General features: G+C 64.5%; 17 protein-coding genes. 12 read left to right on the forward strand and 5 right to left on the reverse strand.

The features are described 5' to 3' along the window. The 6 genes from AC0L17_RS01300 to AC0L17_RS01325 all read left to right on the forward strand — a co-directional run. A partial coding sequence (locus tag AC0L17_RS01300; protein WP_473514467.1) for a hypothetical protein occupies positions 1 to 1,557 on the forward strand: 1,557 nt, incomplete at its 5' end. A gap of 166 nt (positions 1,558 to 1,723) precedes the next feature. After that, positions 1,724 to 3,028, forward strand: coding sequence for an ABC transporter substrate-binding protein (locus tag AC0L17_RS01305; RefSeq protein WP_473514468.1), 1,305 nt, complete (start codon positions 1,724 to 1,726; stop codon positions 3,026 to 3,028). Positions 3,029 to 3,246: 218 nt separating this feature from the next. Next, positions 3,247 to 4,128: a branched-chain amino acid ABC transporter permease gene (locus tag AC0L17_RS01310; protein WP_091596321.1), complete on the forward strand. Its 882-nt coding sequence runs from the start codon at positions 3,247 to 3,249 to the stop codon at positions 4,126 to 4,128. Continuing rightward, on the forward strand, positions 4,125 to 5,087 hold the full coding sequence (locus AC0L17_RS01315; RefSeq protein ID WP_473514469.1) for a branched-chain amino acid ABC transporter permease: 963 nt from the start codon (positions 4,125 to 4,127) through the stop codon (positions 5,085 to 5,087). The genes AC0L17_RS01310 and AC0L17_RS01315 overlap by 4 nt, the downstream gene beginning before the upstream one ends. Next, on the forward strand, positions 5,084 to 5,809 hold the full coding sequence (locus AC0L17_RS01320) for an ABC transporter ATP-binding protein (RefSeq protein WP_473514470.1): 726 nt from the start codon (positions 5,084 to 5,086) through the stop codon (positions 5,807 to 5,809). The genes AC0L17_RS01315 and AC0L17_RS01320 overlap by 4 nt, the downstream gene beginning before the upstream one ends. Then, positions 5,806 to 6,525: an ABC transporter ATP-binding protein gene (locus tag AC0L17_RS01325; protein ID WP_473514471.1), complete on the forward strand. Its 720-nt coding sequence runs from the start codon at positions 5,806 to 5,808 to the stop codon at positions 6,523 to 6,525. Before AC0L17_RS01320 ends, AC0L17_RS01325 begins: the two co-directional genes overlap by 4 nt. Here AC0L17_RS01325 and AC0L17_RS01330 read toward each other — a convergent pair whose 3' ends face one another. Next, positions 6,526 to 7,956 carry a sodium:proton antiporter gene (locus AC0L17_RS01330; protein WP_473514472.1) on the reverse strand — a complete coding sequence of 477 codons (1,431 nt, stop codon included), beginning with the start codon at positions 7,954 to 7,956 and terminating at the stop codon, positions 6,526 to 6,528. Between the two features lie 41 nt (positions 7,957 to 7,997). Further along, positions 7,998 to 8,597: a bifunctional nicotinamidase/pyrazinamidase gene (gene pncA / locus AC0L17_RS01335; RefSeq protein WP_091596328.1), complete on the reverse strand. Its 600-nt coding sequence runs from the start codon at positions 8,595 to 8,597 to the stop codon at positions 7,998 to 8,000. Positions 8,598 to 8,904: 307 nt separating this feature from the next. Between pncA and AC0L17_RS01340 the strand changes: the two genes are divergently transcribed. From AC0L17_RS01340 to AC0L17_RS01365, 6 genes are read left to right on the forward strand one after another with little or no spacing between them, the layout of a single operon-like run. Beyond that, positions 8,905 to 9,768 (forward strand): FAD binding domain-containing protein, encoded by an 864-nt coding sequence (locus AC0L17_RS01340; RefSeq protein WP_473514473.1) that lies wholly within the window; start codon positions 8,905 to 8,907, stop codon positions 9,766 to 9,768. 59 nt (positions 9,769 to 9,827) lie between these two features. Beyond that, positions 9,828 to 12,686, forward strand: a complete 2,859-nt coding sequence (locus AC0L17_RS01345) for a molybdopterin-dependent oxidoreductase (protein ID WP_473514474.1) — start codon at positions 9,828 to 9,830, stop codon at positions 12,684 to 12,686. Continuing rightward, positions 12,683 to 14,224, forward strand: a complete 1,542-nt coding sequence (locus AC0L17_RS01350; RefSeq protein ID WP_473514475.1) for a 6-hydroxynicotinate reductase — start codon at positions 12,683 to 12,685, stop codon at positions 14,222 to 14,224. Before AC0L17_RS01345 ends, AC0L17_RS01350 begins: the two co-directional genes overlap by 4 nt. A 2-nt stretch (positions 14,225 to 14,226) precedes the next feature. Beyond that, the gene (locus tag AC0L17_RS01355; RefSeq protein ID WP_473514602.1) at positions 14,227 to 15,108 is read left to right on the forward strand and encodes a UPF0280 family protein; all 882 of its coding nucleotides are present in this window, start codon (positions 14,227 to 14,229) and stop codon (positions 15,106 to 15,108) included. Then, a complete protein-coding gene (locus AC0L17_RS01360; RefSeq protein ID WP_287238346.1) occupies positions 15,101 to 15,685 on the forward strand; it encodes an amino acid synthesis family protein in 585 nt (194 codons plus the stop codon). Before AC0L17_RS01355 ends, AC0L17_RS01360 begins: the two co-directional genes overlap by 8 nt. After that, positions 15,682 to 16,143, forward strand: coding sequence for a MarR family winged helix-turn-helix transcriptional regulator (locus tag AC0L17_RS01365; protein WP_473514603.1), 462 nt, complete (start codon positions 15,682 to 15,684; stop codon positions 16,141 to 16,143). The genes AC0L17_RS01360 and AC0L17_RS01365 overlap by 4 nt, the downstream gene beginning before the upstream one ends. Positions 16,144 to 16,281: 138 nt before the next feature. On the opposite strand, the gene AC0L17_RS01370 is transcribed toward AC0L17_RS01365, so the two are convergent. From AC0L17_RS01370 to AC0L17_RS01380, 3 genes are read right to left on the reverse strand one after another with little or no spacing between them, the layout of a single operon-like run. After that, positions 16,282 to 17,250: a substrate-binding domain-containing protein gene (locus AC0L17_RS01370; RefSeq protein ID WP_091596342.1), complete on the reverse strand. Its 969-nt coding sequence runs from the start codon at positions 17,248 to 17,250 to the stop codon at positions 16,282 to 16,284. Further along, a complete protein-coding gene (locus AC0L17_RS01375; protein ID WP_473514476.1) occupies positions 17,247 to 18,563 on the reverse strand; it encodes an ABC transporter permease in 1,317 nt (438 codons plus the stop codon). The genes AC0L17_RS01370 and AC0L17_RS01375 overlap by 4 nt, the downstream gene beginning before the upstream one ends. Next, on the reverse strand, positions 18,560 to 20,149 hold the full coding sequence (locus AC0L17_RS01380; protein WP_473514604.1) for a sugar ABC transporter ATP-binding protein: 1,590 nt from the start codon (positions 20,147 to 20,149) through the stop codon (positions 18,560 to 18,562). Before AC0L17_RS01380 ends, AC0L17_RS01375 begins: the two co-directional genes overlap by 4 nt. Between the last annotated feature and the right edge of the window lie 206 nt (positions 20,150 to 20,355).

Below are 20,355 nucleotides of genomic sequence, written 5' to 3' on the forward strand. Positions count from 1 at the left end.
ATCTCCCCCCTTGCGGGGGAGATGTCCGGCAGGACAGAGGGGGGTGCGAAGGATCACTGCGGGCGAGCATATTCTTTCTGGACGGGAGCTTCCATCTGTTCGGCTTTCATCGCATCACCCACCCCAGCCTTCGCCCATGCCTCCGACCGCGGCCACGTCCTGCTTCTGCCCACCGGCTACTACGTCGCCGGCGGCGCGTTCGCGGTCGCAGCCAGTTTTCTTGTCCTGGCGCTGCTGCCCTCAGACTTTCCTGCCCGCTTCTGGCGGCGGCGCCTGCCGCTGTTCGCATTCGGCGACGGCGCGCGGGCGGTCGTCAGCTTGATATCCTTTGCCGGCTTTGTAATGCTGATTGCGGCCGGCCTGTTCGGCAGCCGTGATCCGCTCTCCAACCCGCTGCCGCTGGCGATCTGGACGCTGCTCTGGGTTGGCCTGGTTCTGCTGCAGGGGCTGTTCGGCAATCTCTGGTCATGGCTCGACCCGTGGTACGGGCCCTGGCGTGTCATTTCGCGCCTGTTCGGCAATCGCAAGGTCGTCAATCGCAAGGTCGTCAATCGCAAGACATGGCGACCGCCTGCGTGGCTCGGCTGCTGGCCGGCTTTCGTGCTGTTCTTCGCCTTCGCCTGGTTCGAGTTGATCGACCCGGCGCCCGACGACCCGGCGCGGCTCGCCTGGGCCGCCGGCCTTTATTGGCTGCTGAGTTTTGCCGCCATGCTGGTGTTCGGCTACCGCGACTGGACCCGGCGCGGTGAGTTCCTGACCGTCTTCCTCGCCATGGTTGCGCGCTTCGCCCTGCTTGAGCGCGACGAAGGCAAGCGCAATGAAGGCGGGCGCAATGAAGGCGGGCGCAAAGAAGTCGAGCGCAATGAAGGCGGTCGGCTCAGTCTGTGCTGGCCGGGCGCCAAGCTCAGCAATGCCGCGCCGCTGTCGCTCAGCGGCATTGCTTTCCTGCTGCTGGCGCTGTCGTCGGTGTCGTTCGACGGCCTGTCCAAAACCTTCTTCTGGCTCGGCCTGTTCGGCATCAATCCGCTGGAAGTCCCGGGCCGCACGGCGGTGATCGGCATCGGCAGCTTCGGGCTCGTTTTGACGTTCGTCTTGCTTGCAGCCGCGTTCATCATTGCCATTGTCCTTGGCCAGCATCTTGCCGGCAGCCCGCATTCCCTCAGTCAGGCCGCAGGGCTGCTGGTCTGGTCGATCGTGCCGATCGCGCTCGCCTATCATGTTGCGCACTATCTGACGGCGCTGCTTGTCGATGGCCAATATGCGCTGGCTGCGCTTTCCGACCCGTTCACGCTGGGCTGGAACCTGTTCGGCACCGCCGACATGCCGATCGAAGCCGGCGTCGCTGCCGGCGCCGGCTCGGCATGGTGGCTGTGGAATTTCCAGGCCGGCGTCATCATCATTGGCCACATGCTCGCCGTGCTCGTCGCGCATGGCCTCGCCTGGCGATTGCATCCGCGTCCCGCGGGTGCCGCGCTCAGCCAGTTTCCGCTCACCGTGCTGATGATCGCCTATACGGTCTTCGGCCTGTGGTTGCTTGCCACGCCTTCGGTCGGGTGAGACAAAACCCGGCTTCGATGACGTCGATCAGTCCCCGGGGGAAAGCTCGCTTGCCACGTCAGGGCTTTGATGATTTAGTTTGTACACATGCAATTTCGGCGCTCTCACCAGGAGTGGCCCGTCTCGCTACAGCCATTGGTCAAACTCAAAAACAAGGGGAACTGCCGTGACTGACAAGAATGGGTTTTTCGATCTCTCCAAAACCGGTCTCACCCGCCGCACCGCGCTCAAGGGGTTGGCCGCGGGCGCCGGCCTTGCCGTCGCGCCTGGGTTCGTGCGCTACAGCCAGGCGCAAAGCTCGGCGCCGATAAAGATCGGCTTCCAGTGCCACCGCACCGGCATCGGCGCCGCCTACGGCCGCTGGTACGAGCGGACCACCGCAGCCGCGGTCAAGGCGATCAACGAAGCCGGCGGCATCAACGGCCGGCCGGTCGAGGTGATCATCGAGGATGACGGCACCGATCCCGGCCGCGGCGCCGAAGTGGTCGGTAAGTTCGCCACCCAGCACAAGACCGACATCGTCTACGGCACGCTGTTTTCGCATGTCGTCATCGGCTCGGCGCCCGCCGCCGGTGAGGCCAAGATGCCCTATTTTGTCGTCAGCGAAGGCCACCACGTCGCCTCGACCAAGCTCAACCGCTACGTCTTCCAGCCCGGCATCACCGACGTGAAGAGCCAGATCCAGGCGATGGCGCCGTGGATCGCGGCGAATGCCGGCAAGAAGGTGACGCAGATTTTCCCCGATTTCGCCTTCGGCTACGACCATCGCGACTACCTGCCGCCGGCGCTGAAGGCGCAGGGCGCCGAGGTCATCGCCCAGATCGCCATCCCGCCGACGGAATCGTCCTTCACCAAATATTTTCCGCAGATCCCGGCCGAGACCGAGGTGATCTACCACGTCATGGTCGGCCCTGCGGTGCTTACCTTCGTCAAGGAACTCGGCGAGTTCTACGGCTCCAGCCGGCCGCAGCTGTTCGGCTTCATCGATTCGCTCGAAGCCACCGACATCAACAGCCCCGGCCTCGAATTCCTCGACGGCAGCCATTTCTGGGAAGGCTCGCCGCGCTACGCGCAGCCAGATGATTCCGCCGCGCAGAAGGCCTATCGCGCCGCCGTCGGCATCGACGACAATGGCGCTGCCGTCGGCGATCCGAAGGACGTCTCCACCGCCGCGCACATGTTCGGCTGCTGGGAAACGCTCTATGTCGTCAAGAAGGTGATGGAGGATGCCGGCTACAAGGGCCCGGAAGACCGTGCCAAGCTGGTCGAGGCGACCGAGGCCTTGACCGAGTTCGCCGAGGGCCCCGAGCATCCGCAAGGGCCGAAGACCTTCAACGGCAAGATCCACCAGTGTTTTGGCATCCAGAACATCTCAAAGGTCGAAGGCGGCCGGCTGAACGTCGTCCACAAGACCAAGATCGAGGACGGCCTCTACGAGCCGGAAGGGGATTACACGACGCAGCCGCTGTGAACTTGGCTTTGTCGGTAAGCGTGGGAGCCGAGGTACCCCCCTCTGTCCTACCGGACATCTCCCCCTCAAGGGGGGAGATTTGCTGGCATCACCGCTTTCGCCAATCGCCAAGGTTGGTAGATGGCCGCCTTCGCAGCAACTGCCAATCTCCCCCCTTGAGGGGGAGATGGCCGGCAGGCCAGAGGGGGGTGCTTCGCGCATCCGCTGGTGCTTGACCGATGCACTTCGGACCTCATCTTCTTCTCGCCGCCCTCGAAGGCCTCGTCACCTCCGCCGTGCTGGCGCTGACGGCGCTTGGCCTGTCGCTGGTGTTCGGCGTCATGCGCGTCGTCAATGTCGCCCATGGCGAGTTCTTCATGCTCGGCGCGGTGCTTGCCTGGGCGATCTCCACGGCGATATCAGGCCATCCGGCGCTCGGCTTCCTCGCAGCCCTGGTGCTGGCGCCGCTGATCGTTGGCCTGATCGCGCTGGTCTCCGAACGGCTGGTGCTGCGCCGGCTGAATTACAATCCGGAAGCCACCATCGTCGCCACCATCGGCATGCTCTACATCATCCAGCAACTGGCGCTGACCTTTTATGGTCCGGAGGCACGGCCAGTGGAGCCGCCCTTCAGCTACCGCATCCTTTTGCCGTGGTTCGGCTACTCCGGCTACAAGCTGTCGATCATCGCCGCATCCGCGCTTCTGCTGGTGGCGACCTGGTTCGTGCTGACACGTACGAGAATCGGCCTCGTCATGCGCGCCACGCAATATGACAGCGAAACGGCGCAGGCCTTTGGCATTCCGGTCGACCGCGTCTATGCCGGCGTTTTCGCGCTCGGCGCCATGCTTGCGGCGGTGGCCGCGGTGCTGATCGTGCCGATCAGCCAGGCGCATTACCTGATGGGACAGGACCCGCTGCTGCTGTCCTTCATCGTCGTCATCATCGGCGGCCTCGGCTCGCTGCGCGGAACCGTGGTCGCCGCCGTGCTCATCGGCCTGTCGGACGGCATCATCTCGGTGTTCTTCTCGCCGACGCTGGCCAAGATCATCGCCACGCTGCTGGTGGCCATGGTGCTGGTGTTCCGGCCGCAAGGCCTGTTCGGGACGGCATCGCGATGAAGGAGGCTTCACCGTCAAAGGCCTATGCGTTGCATCTGGGCGTCATCGTCCTGCTGTTCGCCCTAAGCTTCGTCCTGCCGGAATATCACCACGGGCTGCTCGCCCGCATCATGGTGCTGGCGGTTTTCGCCATGGGCTACAACCTGCTGTTCGGCTATGTCGGGTTGCTCAGCCTCGGCCACGCCATGTTCTTTTCGGCGGGGCTCTATGGCGCAGGCCTTGCCGTCATCCACCTCGGCTGGAGCGTGCCGGCCGCCTTCGCCGCCGGCCTTGCCTGCGGCGCGCTTCTCGCGCTGGTGATCGGGGTGCTGGCGCTGCGCACTTCCGGCGTCGCCTTCATGATCGTCACCATGATGTTCGCGCAGGTGTTCTATCTGATAATCCTCTATCTCGCGGCCTGGACCGGCGGCGATCAGGGCCTGGTGGTGCCGCAGTCGGCGCGTGTGCTTGTTTTGGGCGACACCTCGCTCGGCCTCACCAATCCGACCGTGCGCTACATGAGCGCGCTGATCCTGTTCTCGATCGTGCTGCTGGTGACGCTCGGCATCGTCCGCTCCAGGTATGGCCGTGTGCTGGTCGCCATCCGCGAAAACGAGGAGCGGACCAAAATGCTTGGCTACGACATTTTTTCCAACAAGCTTGCCGCGGTCGTCGTCTCCGGCACCATCTGCGCGGCATCGGGCGCCGCCTACGCGCTGCTGTTCGGTTATGTCGGCTCGACCTTCGCCTCGGTGCAATATTCCATCCTGCCGTTGCTCTGGGTGCTGCTCGGCGGTGCTGCGACCACGCTCGGTCCGCTGATCGGCACTCTGTTCATGTACTATGTCGTCGACGTCACCAGCGGCTACACCTCGGCCTATCTGCTGATCGTCGGCATCGCCCTCATCGCGCTGGTGCTGTTCTTTCCCAGGGGCATTCTCGGCACCATCCGTCAGCGCTGGCTCGGATGGCTGCCATGATGCCGCTGCTGACGACCAAAGGCCTGTCCCGCAATTTCGGCGGCCTGCGCGCTGTCGATGGTGTCGATTTCGCCGTCATGCCGGGCGAGATCCGCGCCGTCATCGGCCCCAATGGCGCCGGCAAGACCACCTTCGTCAGCCTGATCAGCGGCCGCATCCAGCCGTCATCGGGCATGATCGTCTTCGACGGCGCCGACATTACCAACCTGCCGGCCTACGCCAGGGTCCGCCTTGGCATCGCCTACACCTTCCAGATCACCAGCGTCTTCGCCAACCTCACCGCCTACGACAATGTCGCGCTGCCGGTGCAGCGCACGCTGACCGACGGCCGCTCGAAAGGTGCTGTCCATGCCGGCGTCATGGCGGCGCTGGAGCGCACCGGCCTTGCCGACCGCGCCCATATGCCGGCCGGGCAATTGTCCTATGGCCATCAGCGCCTGCTCGAAGTGGCGATGGGGCTGGCGCTGAAACCGCGCCTGCTGATCCTCGACGAGCCGACGCAGGGGCTGGCCGACAGCGAGATCGACAATTTCATCGGGCTGGTGCGCGAGATCGCCAAAAGCGCCACCGTGCTGCTGATCGAGCACAACATGCCGGTGGTCATGCAGCTTGCCGACCGCATCACCGTCTTCAACGCCGGCAAGATCCTGGCCGAAGGCACTCCCGAGCAGGTCCGCGCCAATACGCAAGTGCAGGACGCCTATTTGGGGACGACCCCATGACGCAACCACGGGCTGAAGCACTGACCATCTCCGGGCTCGACTGCTTCTACGGCGAGGTCCAGGTGCTCTACGGCCTTGACCTCGTGCTGAACAAGGGCGAGGTGCTTTGCCTGTTCGGCCGCAACGGCGCCGGCAAGACGACGACGCTGAAGGCGATCATGGGCCTCGTTCCTTCACGCGCCGGCTCGATCAGGCTCGACGGCACGGAGTTGACCGGCTTGCCGGCGCACGACGTGCCGAAGGCCGGCGTCGCCTATGTGCCGCAGGGCCGGCGGCTGTTCGCCGAGATGACGGTGGCCGAAAACATCGAGATCGGCCTGATGGCCCGCGGCAAGGGCAAGGCGACGCGCGAAAACGTGCTCGACCTCTTCCCGCTGCTGCGCCAGCGGCTGAGACAACGCTCCGGCACGCTGTCGGGCGGCGAGCAGCAGATGCTGGCCATGGCTCGGGCCCTGTGTCTCGAGCCGCAGGTGCTTCTGCTCGACGAGCCGACCGAAGGGCTGATGCCGTCGATGATCGCAAAAATTCGCGAGACGGTAGCGAAGCTGCGCGACCTTGGCGTCTCGACGATCCTGGTCGAGCAGCGCGTCGATGCCGTGCTGTCCGTCGCCGACCGGGTCTCGTTCATCGAAAACGGCCGCAACCGCGAGACCGTCGATGTCGAGGAGCTCCGCGCCGATCCATCGGCGGTCCGCCGCTATGTCGGCGTCGGCTGATCAGCGAAAGAACAGGAAACCCGCGATCAAAAAAATCGGGATCAGCACCGCGCCCGACCATGCCATGTAGCCGAAGAAGCCCGGCATTTTTACGCCGCGATGCCTGGCAATGGCGTAAACCATGAAATTTGGCGCATTGCCGATATAGGTGTTGGCGCCCATGAACACCGCGCCGGCCGAGATCGCCGCCAGCGTCGAGGCGAAGGTGGTCATCAGATGCTGCGGATCGCCGCCGGCGAGCTCAAAGAACACCAGATAGGTCGGCGCATTGTCGAGGAAGGAAGACAGCGCTCCGGTCATCCAGAAATAGGCCAGGTCGTTGGGCTCGCCCGTCGGCGAACTGACCAGCGAGACCAGCGGCGCCAGCGCGCCGTCGGCACCGGCCCTGAGAATGGCGATGACCGGAACGATGCAGATGAAGATGCCGGCGAACAGTTTTGCCACCTCTGATATCGGCTCCCAGTGGAAGTTGTTCGCCCGCCTGTGGCTCTTGTTTGAGACAGCGAGCGAAAGCAAGGCGAGGGCCAGGATGATGGCGTCGCGCACCAGGTTCTGCAATTCAAGGCTCACGCCCTGGACGGAGAACGCCACGCCCGGCTTCCAGGTCGCGGAAAGCAGGATCGCGCCGATCACCCCGGCCAGCAGCGGGAGGTTGGCCAGGCCTCGGATGCGCACCTTGGTGTCCGGTGTTGGATCCTTGATTTTCGGTGCGCCGGCCTCGCGGTGATGCAGGATGATGTCCATGGCCAGGAAGACGGCCAGCACCAGGCCGCCGACGAACAATGTCTCCTGATAGAGATTGGCAGCGGTCCAGAAGAAATCGACGCCGCGCAGGAAGCCGACGAACAGCGGCGGATCGCCGAGCGGCGTCAGCGAGCCGCCGATGTTGGACACCAGGAAAATGAAGAAGATGACGACATGGGCGTTGAACGGCCGGTTGTCGTTGGCGCGCAGGATCGGCCTGATCAGGATCATCGAGGCGCCGGTCGTGCCGATGACCGAGGCGAGCATCGCCCCGATCAGCAGCAGTCCGGAATTCACCAGCGGCGTGCCGTGGATGTTGCCGGCGACGAGGATGCCGCCCGAAATGGTGAACAGCGCAAACAGAAGAATGATGAACGACATGTATTCTGTGAGCAGCGCATGCAGCACCGCCTCTGCTGCCGAAGCCATGCCGAACGCCAGCGCCAGCGGCACGACCGCAAGCGCCGCCCAGAACAAGGTGATCTTGCCGTAGTGATGCTCCCAGACATGGTGGAAGAGCAATGGCCCGGTGGCGATCGACAGAAGCAGGCCGGCAAAGGGCAGCGCCCACCACAGCGACATTGTTTCGCCGGGCAGTTCGTGGGCCTCGGCTGCAAGCACTGTTCCCGGAAACAGGGTTGCGACTGCCACCACAGCGCCCGCCGTCAAAGCCGCCGCAAACCGCATAATGCCCCCTCTGGAATTGTGTCGAATGCGATTGGTGATGTTCAAGCCAGCGTCACGCCGGCATCGCGCATTCGGTTCAGCATCGTCTCGAGTGAGCCATTGAGATCGATGCCGCGGCAGGCGTCGAGCCGCACTGTCGTGTGAAAGCCGTGCTTGACCGCGTCGAGCGCCGAGAAGGCGACGCAATAATCGGTCGCCAAGCCGACCAGGGTCAGCGTGTCGATGCCGCGCTCCTTGAGATAGCCGGCAAGGCCGGTCGGCGTCGCATGGTCGTTCTCGAAGAAAGCCGAATAGCTGTCGATCTCCGGGCGGAAACCCTTGCGGATCACCAGTTCGGCCCTGGTCCAGGCAAGGCCCGAATGGAAATCCGAACCCAGGCTGCCCTGGATGCAGTGGTCGGGCCACAGCGTCTGCGGGCCGTAGGGCATCTCGATCGTTTCGAACGGCTGCTTGCCGGGATGATTGGAGGCAAAACTCGAATGTCCGGCGGGATGCCAGTCCTGCGTCAGCACGACATGTTCGGTCCGGCGGATCAGGTCGTTGACCAGCGGCACGATCTCGTCGCCGCCGGCCACCGCCAGCGCGCCGCCCGGACAGAAATCGTTCTGCAGGTCGATGATGACAAGCGCTTCGTCGGCCATGGAGCCTCCCTCTTGTTTGTCCCGGAGGCATGAAGTCTGCCGAAACGTGGAATCCGGTGTTCGAACCCGCCGAAAATGCCGCTGACGCAACGGATGCAGAAACTTGACCAGATGGCCGGCTGCGTCAACTCCAACAGCATAACAAATGCGTGCCGTCGCGCCGATGCGGATAGCGGCTCGAAACTCTGGCTTTGACAATTCCTGCCGGCTTGATATCATTTGCATACGAATGAATTTGACCGGCCCGAATGCCGGCAAGTTCCGTCGGCAACCCTTTTTTGGGAAGGCCCATTTTGGGAAGGCAAGCGTGATCCGTTACGCGAAACCCACCACCATAGACGAGGCGCTCGCTTTGCTTGGCGAGGCTTCGTGGCGCATCCTTGCCGGCGGCACCGATTTTTACCCGGCACAAGGAGCCAAGCCTTTCCGCGACAATGTCCTCGACATCAACGGCCTGGCGACGCTGCGCGGTATTGCTGAGACCGACAGCCATTGGCTCATCGGCGCGCGCACGACCTGGACCGATCTTGTCCGTCATCCGCTGCCGGCGGCCTTCGACGCGCTGAAGCAGGCGGCGCGGGAAGTCGGCTCCGTCCAGATCCAGAACGTCGCCTCCATCGCGGGCAATCTCTGCAACGCCTCCCCGGCGGCCGACGGCGTGCCGGCGCTGCTCGTCCTCGACGCCGAGGTCGAACTGCGCGCGGTGGCGATGGTCCGCCATCTGCCGCTGGATAAATTCATCCTGGGGAACCGCCGCACGGAACTGCAGCCGGGCGAAATGGTCACCGCCATCCGCGTGCCGAAAGAAGCGGCCACCGGCACGTCGGTTTTCGAAAAGCTCGGCGCGCGCCGCTATCTCGTCATTTCGATAGCCATGGCGGCGGCTCGCTTGACCATTGAGGATGGCATCGTCGCCAACGCCGCCGTCGCCGTCGGCTCCTGTTCGGCGGTCGCCAGCCGTCTTGCAAGTGTCGAAGCAGCTTTGCGCGGCGTCCCGGTCAACGACGCTCTCGTCGCTGCGATCCAGTCCGCACCGATGGACGAGCTTTCGCCGATCGACGACGTGCGCGGCAGCGCCGAATACCGGCTGGACGCCGCGCGCGAGATTGTCGCCCGCGCCGTTCTCGGTGCCGCGGGTCACGCGTCGGTCGAGAAGGTAGCGGCGGCATGAGCCAAGCTCAACCTGGCATGACCAAAACTCAGCCTGGCATGAGCGGAGCTCAGCCTGGCATGAGCATGGAGCGCGCCGACATCGCCTTCGAGGTCAACGGCGCCGCCGTCTCTGTCTGCGTGCCGCCGGTTCGCCGTCTCTCTTCGGTGCTGCGTGACGAATTGCGGCTGACCGGCACCAAGGTCGGCTGCGACGCCGGCGACTGCGGCGCCTGCACGGTGCTTGTCGACGGCGAACCTGTCTGCGCCTGCCTGATGTCTGCGGCTTCTGCCGCTGGCACCGTGGTGACCACGGTCGAGGGTCTCGCCAACGGCAGATTGTCGGCGCTGCAGGCCTCGTTCCTCGACCATGGCGCGGCGCAATGCGGCATCTGCACACCCGGCCTGCTCATCGCGGCGACAGCGCTTCTGGACAGCAACCCCAATCCAACCGAGGCCGAAACCCTGGATGCCCTGGGCGGCGTCCTCTGCCGCTGCACCGGCTATCGCAAGATCATAGCTGCGGTGATGGATGCGGGACGGTTCGCGAGCGAATTTTTGACCGACGGCGCTGCCCCTCATCCGCCTGCCGGCACCTTCTCCCCGTTTAATGACGGGGAGAAAGGACAAGTTTCTGCGCTGGCGACCCCTTCTCTCGATCTTGACCGCAGAATGCCAATCTCAGGCCACGCCGTCGGCTCCTCTCCAATTCGCCTCGACGGCCTGCCGAAAGTCACCGGCGGCGAAAAATTCGGCGGCGATTCCTTCCCGGCCGAAGCGCTGGCGGTGCTGGTGGTTCGCTCGCCGCATCATCACGCCCGCTTCGCCTTCGGCGATCTCGACGCCTGGGTGAAAGTCCATCCCGGCATCGTCGGCGTCTTCACCGCTGCCGACATTCCGGGAAGGAACTGCTTCGGCGTCATCGCGCCTTTTGCCGACCAGCCGGCGCTGGCCGAAATTTTTTCGCGCTTTCGCGGCGAGGCGGTGGCGCTGGTTGCCGGCGAGCGCGAGGCCATCCTCGATCTCGACCTTGCGGATTTTCCTGTTCGATGGACCGAGTTGCCGCATGTCCTGCAGCCTTGCGAGGCGCAGGCCGGCGGCGTGCGGCTGATCCACGAGAACCGGCCGGCAAACCTGCTCACATCAGGCTTTGTCGAGCGCGGTGACCCCGACGCCGCCCTTGCCGGCGCTACGTTCACTGTTTCCGGCGCCATCGACACGTCCTATGTCGAACACGCCTATATCGAGCCCGAGGCCGGCTATGCCTACATGGACGGCGACACGCTGGTCGTCGTCGCCTGCACGCAGGCGCCCTATATGGACCGCGACGACGTCGCAAAAGTGCTTGGCCTTGCCGTCGACAAGGTGCGGATCGTGCCGACCGCCACCGGCGGCGGCTTCGGCTCCAAGCTTGACGTTTCGTTACAGCCGCTGATCGGTCTGGTCGCGATGAAGACCGGGCGGCCGGCAGCGCTCGCCTATACCCGTCATGAATCGATGATCTCGACCACCAAGCGTCATCCCGCCGAGATGACGGCGATGATCGGCGCCGATGCCGATGGTCGCGTCACCGGCATGGTCTTCGCAGGCGATTTCAACACCGGCGCCTATGCGAGTTGGGGACCGACCGTCGCCAACCGCGTGCCGGTGCATGCCTCCGGTCCCTATGCGACGCCGAATTATCGGGCCGAAGGCCGCGCCATCCACACGAATGGCCCAATCTCCGGTGCCTTCCGCGGTTTCGGCGTGCCGCAGGCGACGATCATGCAGGAGACGCTCTATGACGAACTTGCCGCAAAGCTTGGGCTGGATCGGCTCGATTTTCGTGTGAAAAACTGCCTTCGGAACGGCTCCGAAACGGTTACCGGCCAGAGGCTGCAATCGGGCGTCGGCATCGCCGACTGCCTCGAAGCGCTGCGGCCGCATTGGATGCGTGCGCTTGTCGATGCCGATGCGTTCAACAGTGCCAATGACAGCAGGAAACGCGGCGTCGGTGTCGCCTCCTGCTGGTACGGCTGCGGCAACACCTCGCTGCCCAATCCGTCGACCATCAGGGTCGGCATCTCGGCTGAAGGCGATGTCGTCCTGCATCAGGGCGCGGTCGATATCGGGCAAGGTTCGAACACGGTCATTGCGCAGATCTGTGCCGACGCGGTCGGCCTGCCGCTCGAAAAATTCCGCTTGAAAAGCGCCGACACGGCGATCACGCCGGACGCCGGTAAGACGTCGGCCTCGCGCCAGACCTTCGTGACCGGCAAGGCCGCCGAAAAAGCCGGTCGCGCCTTGCGCGAGACGATGCTGCGCTTCGCCAATGTGTCGGAAAAAGCGGCGATCGCGCTCGATGGCGCAAGCCTGGTCATCCGCGAGGGCGAAGCGACACGGCATATCGATTTGTCCACGCTGAAGGCCGATGCCGACGGCTTGGTCTTTCGCGCTGAGGAAAGCTATGACCCGCCGACCCTGCCGCTCGACGCCAGGGGCCAGGGCAAGCCTTACGCCGTCTATGGCTACGGCGCGCAGATCGCCGAACTGGAGGTCGACCTCAAGCTCGGCACGGTCAAGCTGATCAAGATCACCGCCGCGCATGATGTCGGCAAGGCGATCAATCCGCTGCTCGCCGAAGGCCAGATCGAGGGCGGCATCGCGCAAGGCATCGGCATGGCGCTGATGGAGGAATACATCCCGGGCCGCACCGAGAATCTGCACGACTACCTGATCCCGACGATCGGCGACGTGCCGCCGATCGAGACCATCCTGATCGAAGTTCCGGATCCGGAAGGACCCTTTGGCGCCAAGGGCCTGGGCGAGCATGTGCTGATCCCGACGGCACCGGCGATCCTCAATGCCATCCGCCATGCCACGGGTGTCCTGGTCAGCAAAATTCCGGCGACGCCGAGCCGTATCCGCGCCGCGATACGCGACAAGGAGGCACGCCGATGAGCGAGCTTGCCGAACGCTTCGAGACGCATGATCCCGGCGAGAAGCAGGTGGCGGAAAAGATCCGCTGCGATGCCTGCCCGGTCATGTGCTACATAGCAGACGGCCGCACCGGCGCCTGCGACCGCTACGGCAATGTCGGCGGCAGGATCGTGCGGATGGATCCGCTGACCATCCTCGACCACGCGACCGAGGCCGGCGGCGCGGTCGTGCCGTTTGTCGCCGAGGGCGAAGAATGGGACGGCGAGCTGGTCAACACCGGCCGCCGCTTCGTCACCGCGATCGGCGCCGGCACCACCTATCCCGACTACAAGCCGGCGCCTTTCATCGTCAGCCAGGAGGTCGAAAGCGTCGATCTCGTCACCGTCGTCACCGAGGGCATCTTCTCCTACTGCGGCGTCAAGGTGAAGATCGACACCGACCGTCATATCGGCCCCGAAACGGCGACGGTCCGCGCGGCGGGCGAGGCGATCGGCCATGTCACGACAGGCGAATATGGCTCGCAGATGCTGTCGCTGGGCGGCGTGCATCATCTGACCGGCGGCTCGAAAGCCGAAGGTCGTGCCACCTGCGATGCGCTGCTCAATCTGTGCAGCCGCAAGCCTGTCGAGCTCACCGTCGACGGCGGCGCTGTGGTCATCGTCGAAGCCGGCAAGCCGCCGGTCATCGACGGCAAGCTCGAGCAGCGGATGCGCGTCGGCTGCGGCTCTGCCACCATCGGCATGTTCGCCACCCAGTGGCGCGGCCTGGTCGACGAGGTGGTGGTGGTCGACGACCACATCACCGGCGTCGTTTCCGAGCATCAGGCAGGCAAGGTGCTCGGCTGGCAGGATACCGGCATAAAAATCATCGGCCGCCGTTCGACGCCGGGCCGTTATTTCAAGGTGTCGGAGCCCGGCCTCGGCTGGGGCGGCACCAGCATTTCCGACCCGCTGTCGATCCTTGGTGAGTGGAATGCGAAGAAGGGCGCACATCCCGGCCTGTCGCTGCTGATGGTCTCGACCACCGGCGAGCAGTTCGCCTATTACGAGCTCGACGACGCATTGAAGCCGGTGCAGAAACCGTTCCCCGAGAGGCTGCAGAAATCCGTCGGCCTGATCGAGGACAATTGCGAGCCGGCGCTGTGCACCGTGCTGTTCGTCGGCGGCGCCGGCGGCTCGCTGCGCGCCGGCGTCACAGAGAACCCGGTCAATCTGACCCGCTCGGTGCAGGGCCTGACGACGTATGTGACGGTCGGCGGCGCGCCGGTCTATGTCTGGCCGGGCGGCGGCATCACGCTGATGGTCGACGTCACCCGCGTGCCGGAAGGCGCCTTCGGCTATGTGCCGACGCCGGCGCTGGTGGCGCCGATCGAGTTCACCCTGCGCCGCGACGATTATATCAGGCTCGGCGGCTACGAAGCCGAGATCCGCAGCGTTGACGACATTCTCGCCAAAGGCGGCGAGTATCTCAACCCGCGCCGCGGCACGGGCGCGCCGGCCAGCAATCCATGGCCGCCGCTGGCGCAGTTGCGGCGCGCAGCGGCAGACGGGGCAAAGTAATGATGAACGGCCCGCAGGCGCATTGGCTTGAGGACGGCAGGCGGCTGCATCTCAATCATGGCCCGATCGACCTGATCGTCGAGGCATTTGGCGATGGGGACGAACGCCGCGCCGCCTATGGCCAGGCGGTGGCGCGGTTTCAAACAATCCTGCAGGAGCTCGTCGACGAACTGCCGGAACTGCGCCGCCCGGCCTCGTCGCGACCACGTGCTTTCGCTGGCCCGACGGCGCGACGCATGGAAGCGGCGGTTGTTCCGCTGGCGAAACAATTCATCACGCCGATGGCTGCGGTCGCCGGTTCGGTAGCCGACGAAATGCTTGGCGCGCTGCTGGCCGGTCGCCGGCTCGATCGCGCCTACGTCAACAATGGCGGCGACAGCGCGATCCATCTCGGCAATGGCCGGTCCATGACGCTTGCCATTGCCGGGACAGGTCATGGACTGGCGGACCGGATCACGATCCGCGCCGAAGACGGGATCCGCGGCATCGCGACCAGCGGCTGGCGCGGCCGTTCCTTTTCGCTCGGCATCGCCGACGCTGTTACCGTACTGGCGCGGACCGGTGCTGAAGCCGATGCCGCCGCGACCCTGATCGCCAACGCCGTCGACCTGCCCGGTCATGGCGCCATCGAGCGCATGCCGGCGCGCGATCTGGCGCCCGACAGCGACCTTGGCGATCGCCTGGTCACCCAGGCGGTCGGCGCGCTCTCATCAGGCGAAATCGCCGTCGCGCTGGACCACGGCCTCGCCGTGGCCGAAGATTTTCGGCGACATGGCCTGATTGCCGCTTCAGTCTTGTTCCTTGCCGGTCAGGCACGGATCGCCGGCCCCATGGCGCTCGTTGCGCCCAACGAGAAATCAAGGAAGGAAATTGCCAATGCCTGAGTTTGCGATCCGCAAGATTGCGGTGCTGACCGAGGAGATATTTCATGAGGGCGGGCCGGTGGCGAAGGTGCCGCGCCGCCGCGCCGCCGCCATGGCGGTGGTCAACAACCCATTCGCCGGCCGCTACGTGGAAGACCTGCAGAGCGCCATGGACGATCTGAAGCCGCTCGGGCTGCTGCTCTCCGACAAGCTGATCGCCGCATTGGGCGGCGACTTGAAACAGATCGACGGCTACGGCAAGGGCGCCATCGTCGGTATCGCTGGCGAACTGGAGCATGGCGCGCTGTGGCATGTGCCTGGCGGCTATGCCATGCGCGAGCGGCTCGGTGACGCCAAGGCGATCGTGCCGTCGGCAAAGAAGGTCGGCGCCTTCGGCGCGCGGCTCGACGTGCCGCTCGGCCATATCAACGCCGCCTATGTGCGTAGTCATTTCGATGCCATGGAGGTCGGCATCAGCGACGGGCCTCGTCCCGACGAGATCCTGTTCTGCCTCGCCATGACCTGCGGCCCGCGCGTGCACGACCGCATGGGCGGTCTCGCGGCAAAGGACATCAAGGCATGGGACGGACTGCGGTGAGCGCCGAAGACGTCAAGCTCAAGCTGGTCGAGGCAGAGGAGCCTGACGAGAACGATTACCGCTTGCAGGAGCAGGTCGGGTTCATCCTGCGCAAGGCGCACCAGCGCCATGTCTCGATCTTCGCCGCGCACATCGCCGACCTGACGCCGCCGCAATTCGCCGCGCTGGCCAAGTTGCACGATGTCGGCGAGACCTCGCAGAACCAGCTTGGCAGCCTGATCGCCATGGATGCGGCGACGGTAAAAGGTGTCATCGACCGGCTCAAGGCGCGCGGCCTGGTCGAGCTTTCCAAGCATGAGGTCGACAAAAGGCGCCTGCTGGTCAATCTGACCGCGGAAGGCCGCAAGGCCGTCGAGCGGCTGATCCCGATCGCCCGCGAGATCACCGAGGAAACGCTGGCGCCGCTTTCATCCAAGGAGACGGCGATTTTCATGAGGCTTTTGGCCAAGCTGGCGTGAGCGCGGCCTTGGTCAAAAAGGGTGCCGGCCCTGCGGCAGTCACCTTCTCCCCGTCACTATACGGGGAGAAGGTGCCGGCAGGCGGATGAGGGGCAGCGCCATGCCGCGTCCCTCAAGCGCCCTCACCGGCGACACGCCTCAGAGCCCGTGCTCCTTCAGGATTTGGGCGGCATTTTCCTTGGTGATCTTCTGCGTCGGCAGCGTGATGGTCTTTTCGACCTTCTCGCCGTTCAGGAACTTGATCGCCTGCCGCAGCCCTTCGGCGCCCGGCGTCACATAGGTGAACGTCGCCGTCAGCTCGCCATTGGCAACAAGCTGCACGCCTTCATTGGGCAGGCCGTCGATGCCGATGAACTTGATGTCCTTCTCGCGCCCGACATCCTTGGCGGCAAGATAGGCGCCGTAGGCCATCGGATCGTTGTGACCATAGACGAGGTCGATCTTCTCGTTGTTGCGCAGTGCCGTGGCCATGATGTTGTAGGCCTGGTCCTGCTTCCAGTCGCCCGACTGTTGGTCGAGCAAATATTTTATGCCCGGCTCCTTGTCGGTGAATTCATGGAAGCCGTCATGGCGGTCATGTGCCGGCTGGGTGCCCATGCCGCCCCAGATCTCGACGACATTGCCTGATGCCTTGCCCTTGCCGCCGAGCAATTCGACGGCGTATTCACCGGCAGCCCGGCCGATCAGCTTGTTGTCGCCGCCGACGAACTGCGTGTAGTCCTTGGTCTCGACATTGCGGTCGAGGACGAAGACCGGGATCTTGGCGTCGATCGCCTGCTGCACGACACCGGTCAACCCGGCGGATTCCTTCGGTGACACCAGCAGCGCATCGACTTCCTGGCGGATCAGGTTCTCGACATCGGCGACCTGCTTTTCCGTCTTGTCCTCGCCGTCGGTGACGATCAGCTCGACTTCCGGATGCTTGGCGGCTTCGGCCAGGATGTCCTTGTTGAACTGGGCGCGCCACGGCTCGATGGTCGTCACTTGCGAGAAGCCGATCTTCCACTTCTTGTCCTGCGCGTAGGCGTTGCCGCTGGTCAGAAGGGCGGTCGTGGTCAGCAGCGCCGCGGCGACAGCGGCAAGCTTCAGCAATTCACGTCGTTTCATTTCTTGTTTCCTCCAAGATTTAGAGACGGGGTCTCTTTTGACGGCCGCTTTGCTGCGGTCGTTTCCTTGTGCGCCGTTTTTCCACCAGGCAGGCGCAGATAGTAGAGAAGATCAAAGGCATTGCGCTCCTGCACGAGCACGGTGCCGATGATGATCATCCCCTTCAGCACGAGCTGAAGGTTCGAATTGATGTTGTGCAATTGCAGGATGTTCGAGAGCAGCCCGAAGATCAGCACGCCGCAGAATGTGCCGATCAGGCTGCCGCGTCCGCCCATCAGGCTGGTGCCGCCGATGACCACGGCGGCGATGGCATCGAGCTCCAGCCCGGCGCCGGCATCCGGCTTGCCTTGCCTGTATTGCGCGACATAGAGCACTGCCGCCACGCCGGCCAGCAGCCCGGACACGGCGTAGGTGGCGATCTTGACGCGGCCGGCGGCAATGCCGGACAGCCGCGCCGCCTCTTCGTTGCCGCCGATGGCGTAGACATAGCGGCCGAACGGGGTGAAGCGCAGCACTGCGCCGTAGATCAGGATCGCTCCGAGGAAGAACAGGCCCGGCATCGGGATCACGCCGAACACCAGCGAGCGTAGCATCTCGAAATCGGCGGTGGCGTTCGACCCGGTGTAGACCGGCAGCACCGCATTGTTCTGGCCGGCGGTCAGCCGGGCGATGCCGAGCGCCGTCACCATCATCGCCAGTGTGACGATGAAAGGCTGCAGCCGCCCGGCGACGATGATGAAGCCGTTGAGCGCGCCGAACAGCAAGCCGACGCAAGGCGCCACCAGCAACACGCCGACCACGCCGAATTTCGAGCCGACCTGCGGCAGCAGGAACCACAGCACGAGACTGCAGAGGATCACCCCGACAATGCCGGGCGTGACCAGCCCACGAACGCTATCCAGCCTGATGGCGTGGGTGGCCTGCGGGCCGGCGCGCGATTTTTCGATGTTCAGGAAGATGAAGCGGGTGACCAGGATACCGAGGCAAAGGGCGACCACGGCAACTGTCGGCACCCCCAGCACCACCGCCGGCGTGACGCCCGGAACCGTCAGCAGCATGGCGCAGACCACGGTGCAGATCGCCATCAGCGAGCCGACGGAAAGATCGATGCCGCCGGTGATGATCACCGCCGTCATGCCGGTGGCGATCAGGCCGGTGGTCGACACCTGACGCAGCACATCGAGCAGATTGCCGTAGGACAGGAAGATGTTGTTGCCCTTGGAGCTGATCGGCGAGCCCAGCACGCCGATCAGGAAGATGGCGATCAGGCCCCAATAGAGCTTCGTCCGGGACAGGATGTTCAAGATGCTCATGCTGCGGGTCTCGTCATGGTCCGGCGCGGCGCCGCGAGCCGCATGATGGCCTCCTCGCTGGCTTGCGCGCGCGACAGGATCCCCGTCTGGCGACCATCGGCCATGACCAGGATGCGATCGGAAAGAAGCAGCAGCTCCGGCAATTCCGAGCTGATGACGGCGATGGCGAGCCCGTCTCGCGCCAGCTTGAAGATCAGGTCGTAGATCTCCCGCTTGGCGCCGACATCGATGCCGCGTGTCGGCTCGTCCAGCAGCAGCACCCGCGGCCGCGTCGCCAGCCACTTGCCGATGACGACCTTCTGCTGGTTGCCGCCGGACAGGGTGCCGGCCGGCTGCTCGATGGTCCCGCAGCGAATGCCGAGCGCCTTGACCGCCTGCCGCGCCAGGCCTTGCTCGGCGGCCCGCGAGCGAAGCCCGAACCGCGCCAGCGTGCCGACCAGCGGCAGCGCGACATTGTCGGTGATCGACGCCTGAAGATGCAGGCCCTGCGTCTTGCGGTCCTCCGTCACCAGGGCGATGCCGAGCCGGCGGGCGTCGCGTGGCGAACGGATTTCCACCGGCTCGCCGTCGAGCCGGATTTCGCCGCCGGCGCGGCCGCCGCTGGAGCCGAAGATGGTCTCCAGGATTTCGGTGCGTCCCGAGCCGAGCAGTCCGCCTATCCCCAGAATTTCGCCTTCGGCAAGATCGAAGGCGACGCCGTCGAGCGCGGTGCGCCAGCCGTGGCGGTCTGGTTTCGACAGCGATAGGCCGCCTACGGAGAGAACGACCTTGCCGCTGGGACCACGCTCTTCCTGGGAAGAGGCAAGCAGGTTGCGCCCGACCATCGCCGATATGATGGTATCTTCGTCGAGCTTTGCCATCGCCTCGGTCAGCACGCGGCGTCCATCGCGAAACACGGTGACTCGGCTGGCCAGATGCATGACCTCGTCGATGCGGTGCGAGATGTAGACGATCGCCACGCCGTTGTCGGCGAGCTGGCGGATGATCCGGAACAGCCTTTGGCATTCGGCCGGCGAAAGCGCCGAAGTCGGCTCGTCCATGATCAGGATGCGCGCCGACATCGACAATGCCTTGGCGATCTCGACCAGCTGCTGCTCGCCGACACGCAGGCTGCCGACCCGCGCCTCCTGGTTGAGCTCGATGCCGAGCCTCTGCAGCAGGGCGCTGGCGGCATGGCTGCTTGCCATGCGGTCGACGATAAGTCCGGCGATCAGCTTCTCGCGCCCCAGGAAGATATTATCGGCAACGCTGAGCTCGGGGACGAGATTGAGCTCCTGGTGGATGATGGCAATGCCGGCATGCTCGGCGTCGCGCACCCCGGCGAAACGAACCGGATGGGCATCGACATTCACCGTCCCGTCGTAATCCGTATAGATGCCGGAGAGGATTTTCATCAGCGTCGACTTGCCGGCGCCGTTTTCCCCCATCAGCGCATGGATCTCGCCGCGCCGCAGCTCGAAGCCGACATCGACAAGTGCGGCGATGCCACCGAAGGTCTTGGAAATGTGCTCGGCGCTCAGAACGACAGCCGAGCGGCCGGCGGCGGCCGCATCATCTCCGGACGTGATGGAATTGCCATGCTCCATGACAAGAACGGCCTCCCTTCCGTCGTCGTCGAACATTTCAAACGCTAATCTAAACGTTTCGAACATGTCAAGTCGCTATCTGATGAGGCGGGATTGATGCATTTCAATTCTTGCGCAAATCTGCAAGATTCCGTAGGTATTGCAGCCAGAGGGCGATGAAACGTTTCGAAAATGATGGCGTCAGGGCGAAAAAAGCAGCGAAAGTC

The organism is Mesorhizobium sp. WSM4829, assembly GCF_055811475.1.